The sequence below is a fragment of the Sphingomonas parva (ex Maeng et al. 2020) genome (assembly GCF_004564275.1).
In the GTDB taxonomy this organism is placed as follows: Bacteria; Pseudomonadota; Alphaproteobacteria; order Sphingomonadales; family Sphingomonadaceae; genus Allosphingosinicella; species Allosphingosinicella parva.
This window is the reverse complement of the sequence record NZ_SPDV01000002.1, coordinates 21721-39463: the sequence shown is the minus strand read 5'-3', so window position 1 is coordinate 39463 and position 17743 is coordinate 21721. Positions and strand designations below refer to the sequence as shown.

Genomic DNA, 17743 nt, shown 5'->3' with positions numbered 1-17743 from the left:
TCTCAATATTGCTTGCGGTAGCGGGCGTTCAGGCTGGAGTTGCCCTGCGAGCCCGCCTGGAACAGGACGGAGAGCGCGCGGGAGAGCGCGACCTCGATCTGCGTGGCGGTATAGCCGCGGGCGTCGGTGATCAACTCGAGATAGATGTCGTTCGAGATGTAGAAACCGGCGGCCACGGCCGTGCCGCGGCCGGTGGTCTCGTCGGCACCGAGCACGCGCAGGCGGTCCAGGCCGGTGGCCGACCGAAGCTTGCCCAGCGGGTTCAATCCGCCACCGCCGCCGCGCAGGCTGTTGAGCGACGAGGCGAGCTGCACCGCCTGCAGGGCCGATATCTCGCTGATCGAGCCGCCAAACAGGATCCGCGAAAGCAATTCGTCCTGCGGCAGGGCCGGCGTCGAGGTGAAAGCAATCTGCGGATTGTTGGCGCTTCCGCTGACGTTGATATTGACGGTCACATCCTCGACGTCCGCGGTGGCGACCAGATCGATGCGCGGGTTGGGGGGTCGCGCGCCGGTGAAGGCGATATGGCCGCGGGTGAGATCGAAGCGCCGCCCGCTGAAGCTGAAGGTACCGCGGATCACATCCGCCTCTCCGACGATCGTCGGCGTGGCCGTCGTGCCCTGGATCCTGAGATCGGCGGACCATTCGGACTCCAGGCCCATGCCGGAGATGAACAGCTGGTTGTCGGCCCGGACACGCAGATCCAGCTTCCAGTTGCTCGGCGTGCCGGAGGCCTGCTCCTCCGCGCCGGGCACCGGCAGCGGCTCGCCCTTGCGGCGAACGCCCTGCAGTTCGACGACCTGCGCCGCGCCCTGGCGGATGATCTGGTAGCGGACATTCGGGATGTTGAGATCGCCCGCGATCAACGCGCCGTTGGCCCGGCTGTTGGTGATCGCCAGATTGCCGCTCACCGTCGCGCCGATATTGTCGCTACGGGCGAGCTGCGCATCCTGGAGGTTCACGCGTACGTCCATCGGGAAGCCCGAATTGGCGGCGAAGCCGATCCGGCCCTGGCCCTCGATCGTGCCCTCTCCGGCCCGTCCGGATATGCGGTCGATCTGCAGGTCGGAATTGGTGAACCGGCCCTGGACGGCGAGGTTGGTGATCCGGGTGCCATAGGTCTCGTCGGTGAAGATGAGGTTGTTGGCGCGGATGACGCCATTCAGCTGCGGCGCCTGCACCCGTCCACTGAAATCGGCCGCGATGCCGATCGGACCGGAAAGCTGCTGGCTCGTCATGCCGCTGAACGACCAGAGGACGTCAGCCGGGCCATTGTAGCGAATACCACCCTGGAGGGGTGCGGCGAGCAGGCGCTCCATCCAGCCGCCCGCGCCGGGACCCACCGGCTGCAGGCGAACCTGAGCCCTGCCGACGACGTTGCCGCCGCGGCGTATCACGGCAGCAGCCGTGCCCCCCTCAGGCCGGAGGGCGCCGGCAAGCGCCAGATCGACGGGCGGCGACCGCGTCGCCACGCCGGAGCGGGTGAACCCCGTGACGTTGAGCCGTGCGTCGGCACGCGGAAAGGCCGAACCGGCCGGCTGGGCGAAATCGATGCTGCCGGAAGCGCGGCCGCCGACGCCGAGGGCCGGAGAGAAAGCGTTGAGGATCGAGAGATCGAAATCGTTCAACCGCGACTGGATTACGGTCCCGGCGGCGCCGGTGCGGCCGGCGAGCAGGACGTTCCCCTGCGGCAGGACGATCTGGGCGGGCGACAGCTGCCAGCCACCGGCGACCGGGCGGATCTCGGCCGGCCGGGCGAGGCGGAACGGGATGTTGTTCACCTGTCCCTGGGCAGCCGCGCGGATCACGTCAGGGGCGAGCGCCACGTTCGCGGCAACGCGGAACGGAACGCCGCTCGAGCCTTCGGCGAACACTTGGGCAGTGCCCCGTCCGCCGCGGTAATCGGCGCGCACCCGGCCGCGGGCGAGATGGAAATTGTCGCTGCGCACGCCGGCGAATTGGGCATCGCCGACCACATGGGGCGCATCCGGATAGAGGATCACGCTGGCGTTCACGATCGCCCGCTGGATCAGGATCGGCGTATCGCCGGGGATCCGCGCTCCGTTTGCCGTCGCATCCACATCGGCGCGCTGGTAGCGCCCGGCGGCGGCGAGGCGGATGGTGCCGCTCATCCCCTCACCGGTCATCGCCAGGGTGCCGACGAACGGTCCTGCGGCGCTCTGCGTCACGCGGCCGGTGAAGGTCATGCCGGCGAAAAGCAGACGATGGACGTCCAGCGTCATCGTCCGCCCCTGGACGATCGTCACGTCGGCGGTGAACGGCCCGTATTGCGACTGACCGGCGGCGTTGACCCGATAGCCGTTCCCGGTGGCGCGAATGCTGGCGGTGACGTCGCGCGGACCGATGCCGAAGCCCGGATTGGCTGCCCGGAGCTGGACCTGCGGCCGGTCCACCGTTCCGGTCACGACGACAGCCAGCGGTCCGTAATCGCGAGACACGCCGGCGACGCGGAAGTCGATGCTGCCGTTCGGGCGCCAGCTGCCGTTGCCGGACGTCACTCTCAATCCCGGCGAGTTGAGCCTTATGTCGTTCAGCACGATCGCGCCGGCCGGATCCATCCGGACCCGAGCGGACGCGGTGGCGTTGCCACCCAGGAAATCGCGCGCCGTGGCGTTGTCGATCCGCTTCGTCCGCACCGCCACGCGGCCGTCGAGGCCGAAGCCGCCTGCGGAGGTCGTGACATTCATGTTGGTGGTGATGTCGAGCAGGCCGACGCCGTCGAGCTGGTAATTGTTCAGCGTTCCCTGGATCCCAGCGCGGTAAAGGCCGCGCGCCATGTCGGCGGCGAGCACGATCGTCGCGTTCAGCCGGTCGGAGCGGACGCGAAGATCGTCGGAGACCAGGCGCGTGCCGCTGACGAAGACGGTGCCGTCGACGGCGACATTGGTAAGGAGGCCGCCGACCGACGGATCGAGCCCGCTGACGCGGCGGGCACGGGCGGAGACGGGAATGCGGATCCGATCTGCGTCGACCTTGGCGCGGCCGCGCGCGGTGAAGCCCTCGAGGACGGTGCCGTTGAAGCCGAGCGCATCCGCCTTCACGTCATATGCGGCGAACGGCGTGGCGAACGCACCGTTGAGAACGGCGGCGACCTCGAACCCGCGGGCCGTGAGGTTCGGCGCAATGGCACCGGGCTGAAGCAGGCGGCCGGCGACCTTGAGGTTCTGGAATCGGCTTTGGCCTAGGTCGACCAGGCCCTCGGCGGCGAGCGCGATCGCCGAGGAGTTGAGCCGCAGCCGCATGTCTGCGCGGCGCTCGGCGAAGGTGGTCACCAGGCCGAGTTGGACCGAGGAGAAGAGCCGCCGGGCAGGACCTTCCGGAAGCAACGTGCCGGGCTGAATGGGACCGTTGAAGCTGAAGGTGCCGTTCTTCGCACCGATCGCGACGTTGGCGAATGGCTTGCCGCCCAACATAGCGCGGGCGCGACCCTGCCAATTCGTCCAATTGCCGGCGCCGGTGACGAGCACGCCGAGCGGCTGGCGGACACCCGTCAGCCCGGCGACAAAACCATTGGCCGGTGCCTCGATGCGCAGGCCGATGCCCAAACGATTCTGCTCCGGCACGGCATCGAGCCGGAGAACGAGCTTGTCGCCGCCGGGGAGGTTCGGCGCGGCAAGGGCGCCGGCATCGAGCGCCACCTGCGCGCGCCCGTCGGCGATCTTGGCGCGGCCGCTGAGCCCGAGAAGGTGTCGATAGCCGGTGACGGCGGGATCGACATGGATCCTTCCCACCGAAAATCGGCCGATGTCGATGTCGATGTCGGGAAGCAGGGGCGCATTGGGATCGCCTGGGCGCAGCTCGGGCAGACGGTAGAGCCTCGCCTCGGGAATGGTGAGGCCGCGGATGTCGATCTGGTTGCGGAAGTAGGCGAGCGGCCGCCAGTCCAGCGTCGCCTCGGGCGCAACGAAGAACAGGCCCTTGGGGTCGCGCAGCTTGATGTCGTGGAGCTTGAGCTCGCCGAACAGTGAGCCTTCGATCCGGCCCACATCGATGTCGAGCCCCGACGCCATCTCGAGATTGTTGATCTGGCGGACGACGTAGCGATGGCCGAGCTCTGAGTTCAGCCAAAGGAAGAAGGCGCCGAACAGGGCGACAAGACCGAGGATGCCGATGCCGGTCCACTTGGCGACGGCGCGGCCCCGCCGACGGCGTGCGGGTGCGGCGGCCGGAGCGGGATCCTCAGGGGTGTCGATCGGGCCCTGATCCGCCATCAGAAGGCCTGCCCGATCGAGACGTAGACTGCGACCTTCGACTCACCCTCGCGGCGGCCCAGCGGGATCGCCACGTCGGCGCGGATCGGCCCGAAATTGGTGTACAGGCGGCCGCCGATACCGACGCCGAAGCGGAGATCGGAGAGCTTGGGATACTGGCTGGTATAGACCTGACCAGCGTCGATGAACGGGACGATTCCGTAATTGCCGAATCGATAGCGCGCCTCGAGCGCGAATTCGACGACACTGCGGCCGCCGGTCGGCACCAGGATCGTAGGATCGTCCTTCTCGTCCGGATCGGTGGGATCGAACTTGGGATTCGGAAGCACCTCCTTCGGGCCGAGCTCCTGATAGCCGAAGCCGCGAACGGAGCCGCCGCCGCCGGCATAGATTCTGCGCGACGGCGCCAACTCGTTCAACTCTGCTCCGTAGATCGAGCCGACACGGGCGCGTCCGGCGATCGTCAGGCTGTCGGTAGCCGGGAAATAGGCGCTGCCGTCGAGGAAATTGCGGACATAGGGTTGTCCAGGGTCGCGCAGCGATGTTTCGGGATTGATCCGGCCAAGAAGACGGAACCCGCGGGTCGGGTCCAGCAGGCTGTTCGAAGCATCGTAGCCGAGCTGACCGGTGACGCCGGCAAGGAAGAAGGCGTCGCCGATCGACAGCTCCGGCTCGCCGATCCGGCTCTCGTTGGTGGCGATGATCTCGGCGCCATAGGCCCAGGTCCACTTCTTCTGCCAGATCGGCGTGGATTCGCGCGAGATCAGGCCATGGAGCCGGGCGGTGTAGCCGCGGAAGGCGGCATAGTCGCGCCGCCCTGCCTCGGCCTGGACAAGGACGGTGCGGTCGCGCTTGCCCGCGTTGGCGCGCCGGAACTGCAAGCGCACCGTCTGCTCCTGCGTCCCGGCAATCGCCGTCGCCCGGATGGCGCCTTCCGGCGGAAAGAAGTTGCGATGCTCCCACGTGCCTTCGGCGCGGAAGCCTTCGCCGGTGCTGTAGCCCACGCTCCCGGCGAGGGAGCGGGCCGGTCCGGCGTCCTGACGGACAAGGATGTTCACATATTCGGTGCCGTCAGGCGCGGTCTCTCCGGTTCGGACCGGCTCTGCCGACACTGTGGAGAACAGGTTGGTGGCGATCATCGCCTCGCGCAGATCGTCCACCTTGCGCTGATCGAACAGTTCGCCGCGCCTGAACCGGGCGAGCACGCCGACATGCTCGGCATCGAAGGCGAGGTCGCCTTCGGTGGTGAAGCCGGCGAAGCTCGATCGGGGTCCGGGCTCGACCGGCAAAGTGTAGTCTCCGAGCCTGGTGGCGGGATCGAGCAGGATGTCGCGCAGGCCGACCTCGGCGAAAGGATAGCCCTGCTGCGGCAGACGCAGGCGAACGTTCGCCTCGGCAGCTTCGACGTCGATGGCCACGATCGGCTGCCCGCTTTTCAGAGGCAGCGCCTCGCGAGCAATGCCGGGCGGCTGCGTTTCGGGTCCCGTGATCGCGATCTGCCCGAAACTGTAGCGCTGGCCCGGAACGGCGGTGAGCACGACGCGCAGCCGGCCGGGCTCCGGAAGCTGCTCGATCGTCGATACGGCCGTCGCATCATAATAGCCTTCCGAGCGCAGCAGCCGCACTGCGAGCAGCTCGTCCTCGTCGGCGCGCTGTTGAACCTGCGAGCCGTTGGTGGCCTCTCCGTCGGCATCCTCCAACGCGGACAGGTCGCGGAAATTGCCTTCCAGCCCGACCTGGTCGAGACCTTCAATCTCGAGCGTATAACGGACCGGCTCCACCGGCCCCGGAGCATCCTCCTCGCTCTCGGTTCCGGCCGGCGGCGTCTGAACATCGAAGGTGGCGAGTGGACTGAGAGGCTCGGTGAGGGCGGGGTCGGAGATCGGCGCGTCCGGAATGATCTCGCCTTGCGCCGTCACCGGCGGCGCGTCCTTCACATCGAAATCCTCGAGCGGCTCGAGCGGCTGACCCAGGGCAGGATCGAGCGGCGGGAGTGCCTCCTCGAACTGGCTGTCGGGGACGATGGCCTCCTCCGACGCGGCAGGCGGCGACTGCGATGCGGAGGGTGCTGGCATCTGCGCGCCCGCAGGCGACGCGACAGTCATCGCGCCGGCAGCGGCAGTAGACAAAAGGACGCTCGTCTTCCTCAAAAAGCATCGCTCCCGTAACGACATTCATTACGCCGGAAAGTGATGGAATTGGAAGACCTTGGCAATGCGACGGGATGCGAAAAAATACCGCCGGAATGACGGAACAAAAGGGTGTTCCGGGCTTTTTAGCCGGTTCGCTGCCGCCCCGCTGGGCTCAGCGATCCTGGTCGAAGAGCAGGTCGGTATCCGGCGCGATTTCCACCGTGCGGTTGCTCAACGTGCGTCCGTCATCAGCTCGGACCAGAACCTGCTGCTCCCGCGGCGTTTTTCCGGTGGCGCAGGCGGCCGCAAAGGCAAGCGCCTGAGTGAGCTGATTCTGCCCAGCCGATCCGAGCTGCAGCCAGATGTCCTGCTGGAGCGTGGCATTGCCCTCACGGTCATATTCGAAGCTGCCGGATTTGCTCAGCGTCTCCAGAGACTTCGTGGCCTCGGTGCAGATCGAGGCGGGTAGGGGCTGATTGATCGACCCATCGGCAGGAACTTCCGGCGCGGGGTCGCAGCCGGCGAGCAAGACAAATCCAGATATGATTGCGGCGCGTCCAACCAGCCTCAATTCCACGTCAGTCTCCCACTCGGCCTCTGCCCGCTCCCGAAGGAGTCGCGCCTTCCTAGAGCCTGATCACGCCGCGCGGAAGCGCCTCCGGAACCACCCAGCCACGCCGCAGGCTGACAGCAGCATTGCCTCCCCCTCCGGCTTGGGCCAGTGAGGGCGGATGGCGAACCCGCCTTCCGATGCCTTGCTGTCCGACCTCCAGACGCTTCTTGGCCCGCGCGGGTTCAGCCGCGATCCGGCCGATCTCGAGCCGTGGCTCACCGACTGGCGGGGCCGCTACCGCGGTGTGGCGCGGGCACTCCTGTCTCCGTCCACGGTCGCCGAAGTGCAGGCGATCGTCGGCCGGTGCGCGGACAGCGGCGTCGGACTCGTTCCACAGGGCGGCAACACCTCGATGGTCGGCGGTGCGACTCCGCCAGCCGGCGGGGAGGCTTTGCTCCTCTCGCTTCGCCGGATGAGCTCGATCCGCAGCGTGTCCGAGAGCGACAACATGCTGGTCGCCGAAGCCGGCGTGGTGTTGAGCCGGGTTCACGAGGCCGCCCAGGGCATCGGGCGGCGCTTCCCGCTTTCGCTTGCCGCCAAGGGTTCGGCGACCGTGGGCGGGCTGGTCTCGACCAATGCCGGCGGAACGCAGGTGCTCCGCTTCGGGCCGATGCGCTCGCTCGTCCTCGGGCTCGAAGCCGTGCTCCCGGACGGCAGCCTCTACGAAGAGCTCTCGGCGTTGCGGAAAGACAATCGCGGCTACGACCTCCGGCAGTTGCTGGTCGGGGCGGAAGGGACGCTCGGGATCGTCACCGCGGCCAGCCTGCGGCTGGTCGCCAGCCCCGGCTCGTCGGCCGTCGCATGGGCCGGCCTCGAGTCCCCCGAGGCTGCCCTCACCCTGCTGCGCCGGCTGGAGGCGCGAACCGGCGATGCGGTAGAGAGCTTCGAGCTGGTGCCGGCGAACGCGCTCGACCTCGTGCTGCGGCGGATCGCAGGAACGCGCGCCCCGCTCGCTGCGCCCCATGCCTGGAACGTCCTGATCGAGGCGGTGGCGCCGCATGGGGCGGCACCCGCCGCGGAAACGCTTCAGGACGCGCTGGTCGAGGCTGTGGAGCAGGGCCTGGTGCTGGATGCCGCCATCGCGACCTCGCAGGCGCAGGCCGAGGCACTCTGGCGACTGCGCGAGAGCGTGTCCGAAGCCGAGCGGCTCGACGGGCCGGCGCTCAAGCACGACATTTCCGTTCCGGTCTCCGCGATGCCGCGCTTCATCGAGGAGGCGCGGACCGCGGTCGAACGCCGGTTTCCGGGCGCCAGGGTCATCGCCTTCGGTCACCTTGGCGACGGCAACGTGCACTTCAACGTCCAGGCACCCTCCGGAGCGGCGGCGGATCGATGGCTGGAGGAGGAAGGATCGGCCGCTTCGTCGATGGTCTACGATATGGTGATCGCCGCCAGTGGCTCGATCTCCGCAGAGCACGGCATCGGACAGATGAAGCGGGAGGTCTTTCTGCGCACCTCGCCGCCAGCCCGCCTCGATGCGCAGCGGGCGATCAAGCAGGCGCTCGATCCACTCGGGATCATGAACCCGGGCAAGCTGTTCGACTGAGCAACGACGCCGACTCTCGTTCAGCCAGCGGCAATCCGGCGCGCAGCAAATTGACATCGCGGGCAAATGACGTCACCAGCGCTCCACACGACGCCGGACCAGAACTCGGCTCGGGAGGCGGCGCGGCTGGGGGCCGGCGGGCACGCCGCAGTTAGAACAGCATCAGCAAGGACATGGGAGGCGGATTTGTCGCCCATCGGACCGAGGAGTTTATCGTGGGTATTTTCGACAGGCTGAGGGGCGGCCTGGCAGGCCGCAACACGAGCCGCGGGAAGGAAGGCGCACGCGCTTATGCGGTCGGCGACATCCATGGCAGGCTCGATTTGCTCGAGAAGGTCCTCCGACTCATCGAGACGGACATCGCCTCGCGGCCCGCGGCGCGCAACTTCATCGTCTTTCTGGGCGACCTCATCGATCGCGGCCCGGATTCGGCGGGGGTCGTCGAACGGCTTCGTACCTACCGACCCGACTTCGCCCGCCCGGTGTTTCTGTCCGGCAATCATGAGGAAATCCTGCTCCGCATCCTGGACGGCGACGCCGACATCCTGCCGAGCTGGCTGAAATTCGGCGGCGCCGAGTGTGCGGAAAGCTATGGAGTGAATGCTGACGCTCTCCGCCGCATGGATGAGAAAGCGGCGATCGAGATGATCCGCAGCAAGGTGCCCCGGGAGCATCGGGATTTCCTGGAAAGCTTCGGGGACACCTTCCGCTTCGGCGACTATCTTTTCGTCCACGCCGGCATTCGGCCGGGGGTGGGTCTGGAGGAGCAGGATCGGCACGATCTGCGCTGGATTCGCGACCCGTTCCTGAGCGATGCCAAGGAACACGGGTTCATCGTCGTTCATGGCCACACCATCGTGGACGAGGTGGAGGAACGGCCGAACAGGATCGCGATCGACACCGGTGCCTACCACAGCGGGGTTCTGACGGCTCTCGCGATCGAAGGATCGAAGCGCTGGTATCTTGCGACCGAAACGAGGGGAGCGAAGGTCGGGGCCTGAGTCGGTTGCGGGGAAGCTGGACTGAGCTTGAGACCTTTCCCGCATCCTACTGATTCAACAGTCCAATTCCGCTGCCGTGGGTTCAATGAACAGCAATATGGGTTGACCCAAGAGCCGCATACGTTAGTTTGAGGGAACAAATTTTGCAGAATTTAGGATCGCCCGTGTCGATGACTGCCGACGCACAGAAGGCGGGCGTGCAGCCTGCGCCTGCTCGCGGCCCTCGCTGCCTGCGCAGGATCGCGCGGGGGCACCATCCCTTATCACCCGTCGGCCGAGCAATTTGGCGAACCTGACTCGCCTGCTTTGTCGGTGCTCGAGAGCGACTACCGGATCGCCCCGCTCGACAAGTTGAAGGTGAGCGTGTTCCAGGTTCCGGACCTTTCCGGCGACTATGAGGTGGACCTCCTCGGCAATCTATCGATGCCGCTGATCGGCAGCGTTCGCGCTGTCGATCTCACGACGGAGCAGCTCGACCGTAAGCTCACGGAGCTGCTGGGCGCGAAATATCTCCAGTCTCCCGACATCAACGTCGGCGTGGTTTCCTCCACGACGCGGCAGGTGACCGTCGACGGCGCGGTGCGCAACCCCGGCATGTTCCCTGTGAACGGCAAAATGACACTGATCCAGGCGATTGCGCTGGCAAAGGGCACGGACGAATTTTCAAACCCGCGCCGCGTCGCCGTATTTCGTCAGATCGGTGGCCAGCGAATGGCCGCAGCCTTCGACCTGACCGACATCCGTCGCGGCAAGATCGAGGATCCTCGCATCTACAGCGGCGACATCGTTGTCGTGGACGGCTCCCGCGTGAAGCAGGTGCAGCGCGAGGTTTTGCAATCGCTTCCGATCCTCGGCCTCTTCAACCCGCTAAACTTCTGAGCGCTTCGCCTAGAGCGTTCCGGCAGACTCGCTGAAAGGCAGCCACGCTACCCATGAGCAACAACAACATCGAGCCCGCCGGCGCGCAGCCGATCTGGCCGCTCGCACCGAACACCGGGAGTGACCTCGCCCTGCCGCAGCAATGGGGGCAGCAGAGTTACAACACCGGCACCATGCCCGACATCAATCTCGCCACGTTGTGGCGAATCCTGTCGGAATGGCGGTGGCTCATCCTTGGTGCGGTTGCCGTGGGCATCGCCTGCGCCGTTGTGTTCACGTTCCTGACTACGCCGCTGTATCGCTCGACCGCGACGCTCGAGATCAACCCGCCCACCGTCGAAATTCTCGACGAGCGGAAGACGGGCACGCCGCGCGTCAGCAACGACCGCGACTACATGGCCACGCAGGTCGGCCTGCTCGCCAGCCGCAGCCTCGCGCAACGGGTCGCTCAGGAACTCAACCTCCCGGGCAACAACGAGTTCGTCCCGGTTCAGGCCGATCGTAATACGCGTCTGAAGATCGCGACCGGGAAGCTGATGGGCGGTCTCGAGGTAAACCCGGTTCCAAACAGCCGCATCGTCAAGATTGCTTTCGTTTCCGAATCGCCGGCGCTGGCGGCACAGATCACGAACAGCTTCGCGGACAACTACATCAATTCGAATCTCGAGCGCCGCTACGAGGCCTCTTCCTACGCCCGTCAGTTCCTCGAGCGTCAGATTGCCAAGGTGAAGGGCGAGCTCGAAAACGGCGAGCGTCGGCTCGTCGCCTATGCCCAGGCGGAGGGGCTGATCACCACGGCTACAACCGGTGGTCAGGACGGTGGCACGCCGGGCGACACCAGCTCACTGCAGGGCGCGTCTCTGATCGCGCTCAACGATGCCTTGGCCCAGGCGCAGACCCGCCGGATCGCGGCCGAGCAGCGTTACCGCCAGTCAGCCCGCCTCAACGCGGCGGCCGTCATCGACAGCACTGCGGCGCTTCGCAGCCCGCGCGCCGGCCTGCAGGCCGAATATCAGGAAAAGCTCTCCTCCTTTAAGCCCGACTATCCCGACATGGTTCGGCTGCGCAGCCGCATCGAGGCTCTGGGCGAGGAAATCGCTCAGGAGCGGAACGCGGTCGCCGGCGGCAAGACCAGCACGTTGCTCGCCGAATACCAGGCTGCGATGGCCGAGGAGCAGAAGCTGCAGGGGCAGGTCCAGCGGCTGAAGAACAGCGTGCTCACTGAGCGCGGCGAACGCATCCAGTACAATATCATCCAGCGCGAGGTGGACACGAACCGTTCACTCTATGACGCATTGCTGCAACGCTACAAGGAGATCGGTGTCGCCGGCGGGATCGGCACGAACACCGTGTCGGTGGTTGACCGCGCTGAGCCGCCGGGAGGCCCCTACAGCCCCAACCTGCTGCTGAACCTCGCCGCAGGCCTAATCCTCGGCCTTGTCATCGGATTTGGTACGGCGCTGGCGCTCGAATTCCTGAACGACACGGTTAAGACGCCCGACGACGTGCGTGAGAAACTGCGCCTGCCTTCCCTCGGAGTCATTCCGAAGAAGAAGGGGCAGGGCGCGATCGCGGAGGAACTGCAGGATCAGTCGTCGCCGATCTCAGAGGCGTATTCGTCGCTGCGCACGTCGCTCCAGTTCACCACCGAGAGCGGCGCTCCCAAGACGTTGCTGATCACGAGCACGCGCGCCGCCGAAGGCAAGTCGAGCACCACGCTGGCGCTTGCCCAAGGCTTCGCGCGCCTCGGGAACTCGGTGCTGTTGATCGACAGCGATCTGCGGACGCCGGCCTTTGTGACCAGCACCGAGCCGAGCGAGGGGCTCTCCAAGCTGCTCACCAACGGTGATCCGGTGACCGGACATGTCGTGAAGACGCAGTTCGAGGGGCTTTCGCTGCTGCCGTGCGGACCGCTGCCGCCGAACCCGGCCGAGTTGCTCGCCTCCGCCCGGATGAAGGCCATCATCGCGGAAGCCGCCAGCACCTACGACATGGTCATCGTCGATGGCCCGCCGGTTCTCGGGCTCGCCGATGCGCCGCTGCTCGCTGCCACCTGCCGAGCCACCCTGCTCGTGATCGAGAGCGGCAAAACGCGGACCGGCGCTGCGGTCGACGCGCTGAACCGTCTCCGTGCCTCGGGCGGTAATCTCGCCGGCGCGGTGCTGACGAAGTATCGTCACCGCGCTCACGGCTATGGTTACGGCTATGGCTACGAGCCCTACCGTTACGGCGGGGTCGGCAGCCGGGAGCGCGAGATCAGGCTGATTGCCCAGCGTGAGAGCTGATCACGAACGTCATCGGGGGCCGCGCCGGCCGCGCTGGCTGGCTGTCCTCGTGCTCGCCCCCGTCGGCGCTCTGGCTGGCTGGCATGCGGTAAAGACCGCGACGGTCGCCAGTTTTGCGAGCCGCGCCCCCGCCAAGGCGGCGGTGCTGGCGCCGAACGATCCGCAGGTGCGGATCGGCGCCGCGATGAACGAGTTCCGCGCACGCAACGGTGATGTCAGAGCAGCGACCCGCGTGCGCGCGATCGAAGCGCTCGATCGAGACGCGCTCGCGGAGGAGCCTTTCCTGCTCGCCGCGGTGGACGCGCTGGTACAACGCGACCAGGCACGTGCCCATCGACTGCTGCTCGAGGCGCGCCGCCGCAATCCCCGATCCCGTCTCACCCGACTGGTGCTGCTCGATCGCTACATGCAGACCGGCCGCACGCGCGAGGCGGCGCAGGAGATGGCGGCTCTGGCGAAACTCGTCACCCGGACCACCGACGTTCTCGTGCCGGAGCTCACCCGAATGGCTGGGGACCCCCGCAGCCTCCCCGCGCTGAGGGACGTGCTGGCGACAAACCCGGCGCTTCGCGATGCGGTGCTCGCGCGGCTTGCCACCACGAGCACCTCTCCCGACGTGATCGTCAGCCTGGCGGGTAACGCCGCGACGGCAACCAGTGCTTCGGGATGGCAAACGGCCCTGCTCACGCGGCTGGTCGAGAAGGGCGACCTCGGGCGAGCGTATCGGCTTTGGCAGAGCTTCGGCGGGCAAGCGACCGGGACCGGGGCCAAGAGCATCTATGATGGTGCCTTCCAGGGTCGACCGGGCTTGCCTCCGTTCAACTGGCGCTTCGCCGCCAATGCCAACGGCGTGGGCGAGCGCGTAAGCGGAGGCGGCCTCCAGGCAACGTTCTACGGGCGGGCCGATGCCGAGCTCGCGCACCAATTGCTGCTGCTCGCTCCTGGACGGTACCGAATCGAACTCACTGCCGAAGGAGACGCGAGCGGCGAGGGAAGCCGTCTGGTTTGGCGACTGAGCTGCCACCCCAAAGGCCCGGTGCTGCTCGACCTGCCCCTCACCAAGATCAACTTCACTCCCCGCAAGTTGGGCGGCGAGTTCACCGTGCCGGCAGGCGGGTGCCCGGCCCAGGCGCTAACGCTCCTCGGCGTGGCGGCGGAATTCCCCACGGAGCAGAGCGTTACCATTCGCGACATGAAGATCGGGAAGTCAGGATCGTGAAGCACACATTGCGGCTCGGCCTGGTTCCGGCCTATCTCACTCTCTGCCTGCTTCTCGGCGGCGCAAGCGGTGGCGGCTTCTGGGCCAACCTCGCCCTCCAGCTCCTCGCCCTTCCTATCCTGATCTGGGGCATCGTCGCCAGACGCAGCACGCCGATGACTTCGGCCGCGCGGAGCCTGATCGTGCTTCTGTCCGTCGCGACTGCCGTTGTCCTCATCCAGCTCGTGCCGCTGCCTCCCTCCCTCTGGACAATTCTTCCAGGGCGTGAGCCGATCGCGAAGGGTTTCGAGCTGCTGGGCCGCCCGTTGCCGTGGATGCCGCTATCGCTGGCGCCGTCGAAGACGGTCGCGTCCGCACTATGGATGCTACCCGCCGTCGCAGTGCTGCTCGGCATCTTGCGGATCGGCGGATTCAAACCCTCATGGCTGGCCGCTTCGCTCCTCGTGGTCACAGCCGCCAGCGTGGGCCTCGGCGCGCTGCAGCTTTCCGCCGGAGCAGGTTCTCCGCTCTATTTCTATCGCATCACCAACGCCGACGCGGCCGTGGGTTTCTTCGCCAACACCAACAACATGGCCGAGCTCCTGGTTGTCGCCATTCCGTTCCTCGGAGCCGTGTACCTCTCCGCATCAAAGCGCGGAAGCTCGGTTCAGCGCACGTCGGGACTGCTCACGGTCCTGCTGGGCGCCCTTGCGGTCCTGCTGGTTGGTATTCTCGTCAATCGCTCGTTGGCCGGGCTTGGCCTGATGATCCCAACGATTGCGGCGACGGCCCTCATGCTGGTATTTCGTCGCCGTCAGGCGCCCTCGTGGAGCGGCCTGCTCGTCGTAGCCCTCCTCGTGGGATCGGTTGCGCTTGTGCTCGGCTCGGGCTTCGGAAACAATCTGACCACCAGCGAAGCACGGCAGTCCACCACCTCGCGCTACACGTCTTTCAACACCACGATCGAGGCCGCGGGCGACTATCTACCGGTCGGCTCCGGCCTCGGGACCTTTCCCCAAATCTACCCGATGTACGAGGATCCGCAGCAGGTCGATCGCTGGTACATGAACCACGCGCATAACGACTATCTCGAGCTCTGGCTCGAGTTCGGGGTTCCCGGGGCGGCGCTGATTCTCGCCTTCTTGATGTGGTGGCTCTGGCGCGTGGTGCGAGTCTGGCGCGCTACGGATCCAGACCCATTCGCGCGGGCGGCCACCATCGGCAGCGCGGTCATTCTCGCCCACAGCTTCGTCGAGTTCCCATTGCGCACCGCTGCGATCAGCGCCGTTTTCGCGGTGTGCCTAGCACTGATGGCCGAGGCGCGGCCTAGGGCGCGTGGCCAGCAGACATCGCAAGGCTCGGCGCCGCGCGCGAGGCATATCAGCGCAGACTGAGGCTTCGCGCCCGGAGACGCGACGCGCCAATTCGCCCTTCAACTGTTCACCGCCGCGGAGATGGCGGCGCGGTACAGTTGGACGACCTTACGCTCATCGAACTCTACCTCGGCCTTCGCGCGAGCGGCCTTGCCCAGGCGGGCGCGCTCCGCGGCGGACAGGCCGGCCATCTTCCTCATGGCGGCGGCCAGGGAGGCCGCGTCTTCAGGCGCGCAGAGAAAGCCGTTCACGCCGTCATCGACCACGTGCCGGCACCCGGGGACGTCGGTCGCGATGAGCGGCTTTCCCATGGCAGCGGCCTCGAGCAGGCTGCGCGGCATGCCTTCGCGGTAGGAGGGAAGCACGACGCTCTCCGCCGCCGCCAGAAACGGCCGCACGTCGTCCGCATGCTCCAGATAATCGATCACTCCCTCCTCCTGCCAGGCGGTCACCTCGGCGCGGGAGACGGCGGTGCGGTTCTCGGCGTCGAGGAAGCCGAGCAGCTGGAAGCGCCAATCGGGCAATTCTCCGCGCAGGGTGCGGGCGGCTTCGACGAATTCGACAACGCCCTTGTCCCTGAGCAGCCGAGCGACGAGCAGGAACGAAGGGCGGCCGCGAGCGGCAGGGACCTGAGGGGAAAATCGCGCGAGATCGACTCCCGAACCGGGCAGCAGCATCGCCTTGCCCGGGGAGACGATCCTCTCCTCAAGGAAGAGGCTGAGGTCCTCCTCGTTCTGGAAGAAAACCGTCGACGAGCGCCGAAAGGCAAGGCGGTAGAGGGCGGACACGACGCTGGTCAGCCATGTCTTGCGAATGAACGCGGTGCCGAGACCGGAGACGTTGTTGATGACGCGGATGCCGAGCGACTGCGCGGCAAGCGATCCGTAGACGTTCGGCTTGGCGGTGAAGCCGAGAAACACGTCCGGCCGCAGCCGCTTCAGCTCCGCTCGATACCTCGCGAGCAGCGCGAGATCGCGTGTCGGCGAGATGCCCTTCTTGTCCATCGCGATGGGATGATATTCGACCCCCATCTCGGCCAGGCGGTGGGCATAAGCATCGGGAGGCGCCAGGGCCAGGAGGCGGTAGCCATCGTCGAGCAGCCCGCGGATGAGGGCGCCGCGGAAGTTCACGATGTTCCACGCGGCGTTGATCGAGATCAGCACGGTCTTCTGAGTCATGGGCGCCTTTGAACAGCTTGGAGCAGCAGACGCAATGCAGGGGCTGTGGACGCGGCGAGTCGGTCGTCCTATACGCCCGGGATCATCTTCCCAGTTCATGCGCGCGGAGCGACCTTGCTTCCCTACTGGCTTCTGTTCTCGATCTTCGCTGCCGGTTCAATCGAGTACCGCCGTCGCTCCCTTACCGCGGCGGGAGGCCCGACGCCGCTCCTCATAGTCGCCGGCCTCTTCACCGCGCTGATGGTCGGGCTGCGTTATGAGGTGGGGGGCGACTGGTTCAACTACGAGGATATCTACCTCAACGTCAGCTACAAGAGGTTCTCCGAAGCGCTGATCGACTCCGATCCGGCTTTCAGTGTGCTCAACTGGGTCAGCCACTGGCTCGGCTTCGACATATGGTTCGTAAACCTTACCTGCGCCGCATTGTTCGTCTGGGGCTTGGTGAGGTTCGCCCGCCGCCAGAGCAATCCCTGGCTTTCGATCCTGATCGCGGTTCCCTACCTGATCATCGTAGTCGGAATGGGCTACACGCGGCAGGCGGTGGCTATCGGTTTCATTCTCGCCGGCCTGTCCGTGGTCGATCGGGCCTCGCTGCTCCGTTTCTCTTTCTACATCATCGCGGCGGCGACATTCCACAAATCCGCCATCGTCGTTCTGCCGATCGTCGGCCTCGCCGCAACGCGACAGAGGATCGTCATCGTGCCGATGCTCGCCGCCACGGCTGCCCTTGTTTATTATCTGTTCGTCTCGGCGTCGGTGGACGCCCTGATGCAAAACTACGTTGAGGCGGAGCTCTCCTCCCAGGGAGCGGCCATCCGTGTCGGCATGAACCTGCCGCCGGCGCTCGTCTATCTGCTGCTCCAGCGCCGCTTCGGGTTGGACGATCAGCAGCGGAAGCTCTGGCGCAACTTCTCGATCGCATCGATCGGCGCTCTCGTCATCCTCATGTTCACGGATGCCACCACCGCCGTGGACCGACTCTCCCTCTACCTCATCCCGCTGCAGATGTTTGTTCTCTCGCGCCTGCCGGACGTGCTCGGCGGAAACGGCCGCCGGAACAGCCAGGTCGCGGTCGGGATCATAGGCTATTCCGCGCTGATCCAATACGTTTGGCTGAACTTCGCCGCGCATTCGGAATATTGGCTGCCTTACCAGGTTTATCCGATCGGCGGCGCCGTCTGACGGGCTCGCGCAGGCCGGGTTGTGCCTGGCTTGCCCTCGCCAAGCGCTGCCCGTATCACCCACGCCACCAGGCTGCGGTGCTCACTCGAAGGACCTCCCTTGAACGATGCCGCTCTCGCGCCCC

11 protein-coding genes are annotated in these 17743 nt (G+C 66.5%); 7 read left to right on the top strand and 4 right to left on the bottom strand.

Annotation, left to right across the window (positions count from 1 at the left end; all coding sequences use genetic code 11):
* Positions 1–2: 2 nt before the first annotated feature.
* The 3 genes from E2493_RS01290 to E2493_RS01280 form a co-directional block, all read right to left on the bottom strand.
* The gene (locus tag E2493_RS01290; RefSeq protein WP_135082944.1) at positions 3–4232 is read right to left on the bottom strand and encodes a translocation/assembly module TamB domain-containing protein; all 4230 of its coding nucleotides are present in this window, start codon (positions 4230–4232) and stop codon (positions 3–5) included.
* On the bottom strand, positions 4232–6307 hold the full coding sequence (locus E2493_RS01285) for an autotransporter assembly complex protein TamA (RefSeq protein ID WP_225421070.1): 2076 nt from the start codon (positions 6305–6307) through the stop codon (positions 4232–4234). The genes E2493_RS01290 and E2493_RS01285 overlap by 1 nt, the downstream gene beginning before the upstream one ends.
* Before the next feature lie 229 nt (positions 6308–6536).
* Positions 6537–6941 carry a hypothetical protein gene (locus E2493_RS01280; protein ID WP_135082940.1) on the bottom strand — a complete coding sequence of 135 codons (405 nt, stop codon included), beginning with the start codon at positions 6939–6941 and terminating at the stop codon, positions 6537–6539.
* 154 nt (positions 6942–7095) lie between these two features.
* Here E2493_RS01280 and E2493_RS01275 point away from each other — a divergent pair, with 154 nt between their 5' ends.
* The 6 genes from E2493_RS01275 to E2493_RS01250 all read left to right on the top strand — a co-directional run bounded on the left by E2493_RS01275 (position 7096) and on the right by E2493_RS01250 (position 15280).
* Complete coding sequence (locus E2493_RS01275) at positions 7096–8523, top strand: FAD-binding oxidoreductase (protein ID WP_135082938.1); 1428 nt, start codon at positions 7096–7098, stop codon at positions 8521–8523.
* Positions 8524–8696: 173 nt separating this feature from the next.
* Positions 8697–9524 (top strand): metallophosphoesterase family protein, encoded by an 828-nt coding sequence (locus tag E2493_RS01270; protein ID WP_135082936.1) that lies wholly within the window; start codon positions 8697–8699, stop codon positions 9522–9524.
* Positions 9525–9836: 312 nt separating this feature from the next.
* Positions 9837–10403: a polysaccharide biosynthesis/export family protein gene (locus tag E2493_RS01265; protein ID WP_135082934.1), complete on the top strand. Its 567-nt coding sequence runs from the start codon at positions 9837–9839 to the stop codon at positions 10401–10403.
* Positions 10404–10456: 53 nt separating this feature from the next.
* Positions 10457–12688 (top strand): GumC family protein, encoded by a 2232-nt coding sequence (locus E2493_RS01260; RefSeq protein ID WP_135082932.1) that lies wholly within the window; start codon positions 10457–10459, stop codon positions 12686–12688.
* 49 nt (positions 12689–12737) lie between these two features.
* Positions 12738–13907 (top strand): tetratricopeptide repeat protein, encoded by a 1170-nt coding sequence (locus E2493_RS01255; RefSeq protein WP_135082931.1) that lies wholly within the window; start codon positions 12738–12740, stop codon positions 13905–13907.
* Complete coding sequence (locus E2493_RS01250; protein ID WP_135082929.1) at positions 13904–15280, top strand: O-antigen ligase family protein; 1377 nt, start codon at positions 13904–13906, stop codon at positions 15278–15280. The genes E2493_RS01255 and E2493_RS01250 overlap by 4 nt, the downstream gene beginning before the upstream one ends.
* A 38-nt stretch (positions 15281–15318) precedes the next feature.
* Here the strand turns inward: E2493_RS01250 and E2493_RS01245 are convergent, their stop codons facing one another.
* Positions 15319–16437 carry a glycosyltransferase family 4 protein gene (locus E2493_RS01245; RefSeq protein WP_135082927.1) on the bottom strand — a complete coding sequence of 373 codons (1119 nt, stop codon included), beginning with the start codon at positions 16435–16437 and terminating at the stop codon, positions 15319–15321.
* Positions 16438–16482: 45 nt separating this feature from the next.
* Between E2493_RS01245 and E2493_RS01240 the strand changes: the two genes are divergently transcribed.
* Complete coding sequence (locus tag E2493_RS01240; protein ID WP_225421069.1) at positions 16483–17619, top strand: EpsG family protein; 1137 nt, start codon at positions 16483–16485, stop codon at positions 17617–17619.
* The last annotated feature ends 124 nt before the right edge of the window (positions 17620–17743 follow it).

What these genes read in the sequence shown, in the direction of transcription:
- E2493_RS01260 (WP_135082932.1), top strand. Translation starts at nt 10,457, where the DNA reads ATGAGCAACAACAACATCGAGCCCGCCGGCGCGCAGCCGATCTGGCCG.
- E2493_RS01290 (WP_135082944.1), bottom strand. Translation starts at nt 4,232, where the DNA reads ATGGCGGATCAGGGCCCGATCGACACCCCTGAGGATCCCGCTCCGGCC.
- E2493_RS01275 (WP_135082938.1), top strand. Translation starts at nt 7,096, where the DNA reads ATGGCGAACCCGCCTTCCGATGCCTTGCTGTCCGACCTCCAGACGCTT.
- E2493_RS01285 (WP_225421070.1), bottom strand. Translation starts at nt 6,307, where the DNA reads ATGCCAGCACCCTCCGCATCGCAGTCGCCGCCTGCCGCGTCGGAGGAG.
- E2493_RS01270 (WP_135082936.1), top strand. Translation starts at nt 8,697, where the DNA reads ATGGGAGGCGGATTTGTCGCCCATCGGACCGAGGAGTTTATCGTGGGT.
- E2493_RS01245 (WP_135082927.1), bottom strand. Translation starts at nt 16,437, where the DNA reads ATGACTCAGAAGACCGTGCTGATCTCGATCAACGCCGCGTGGAACATC.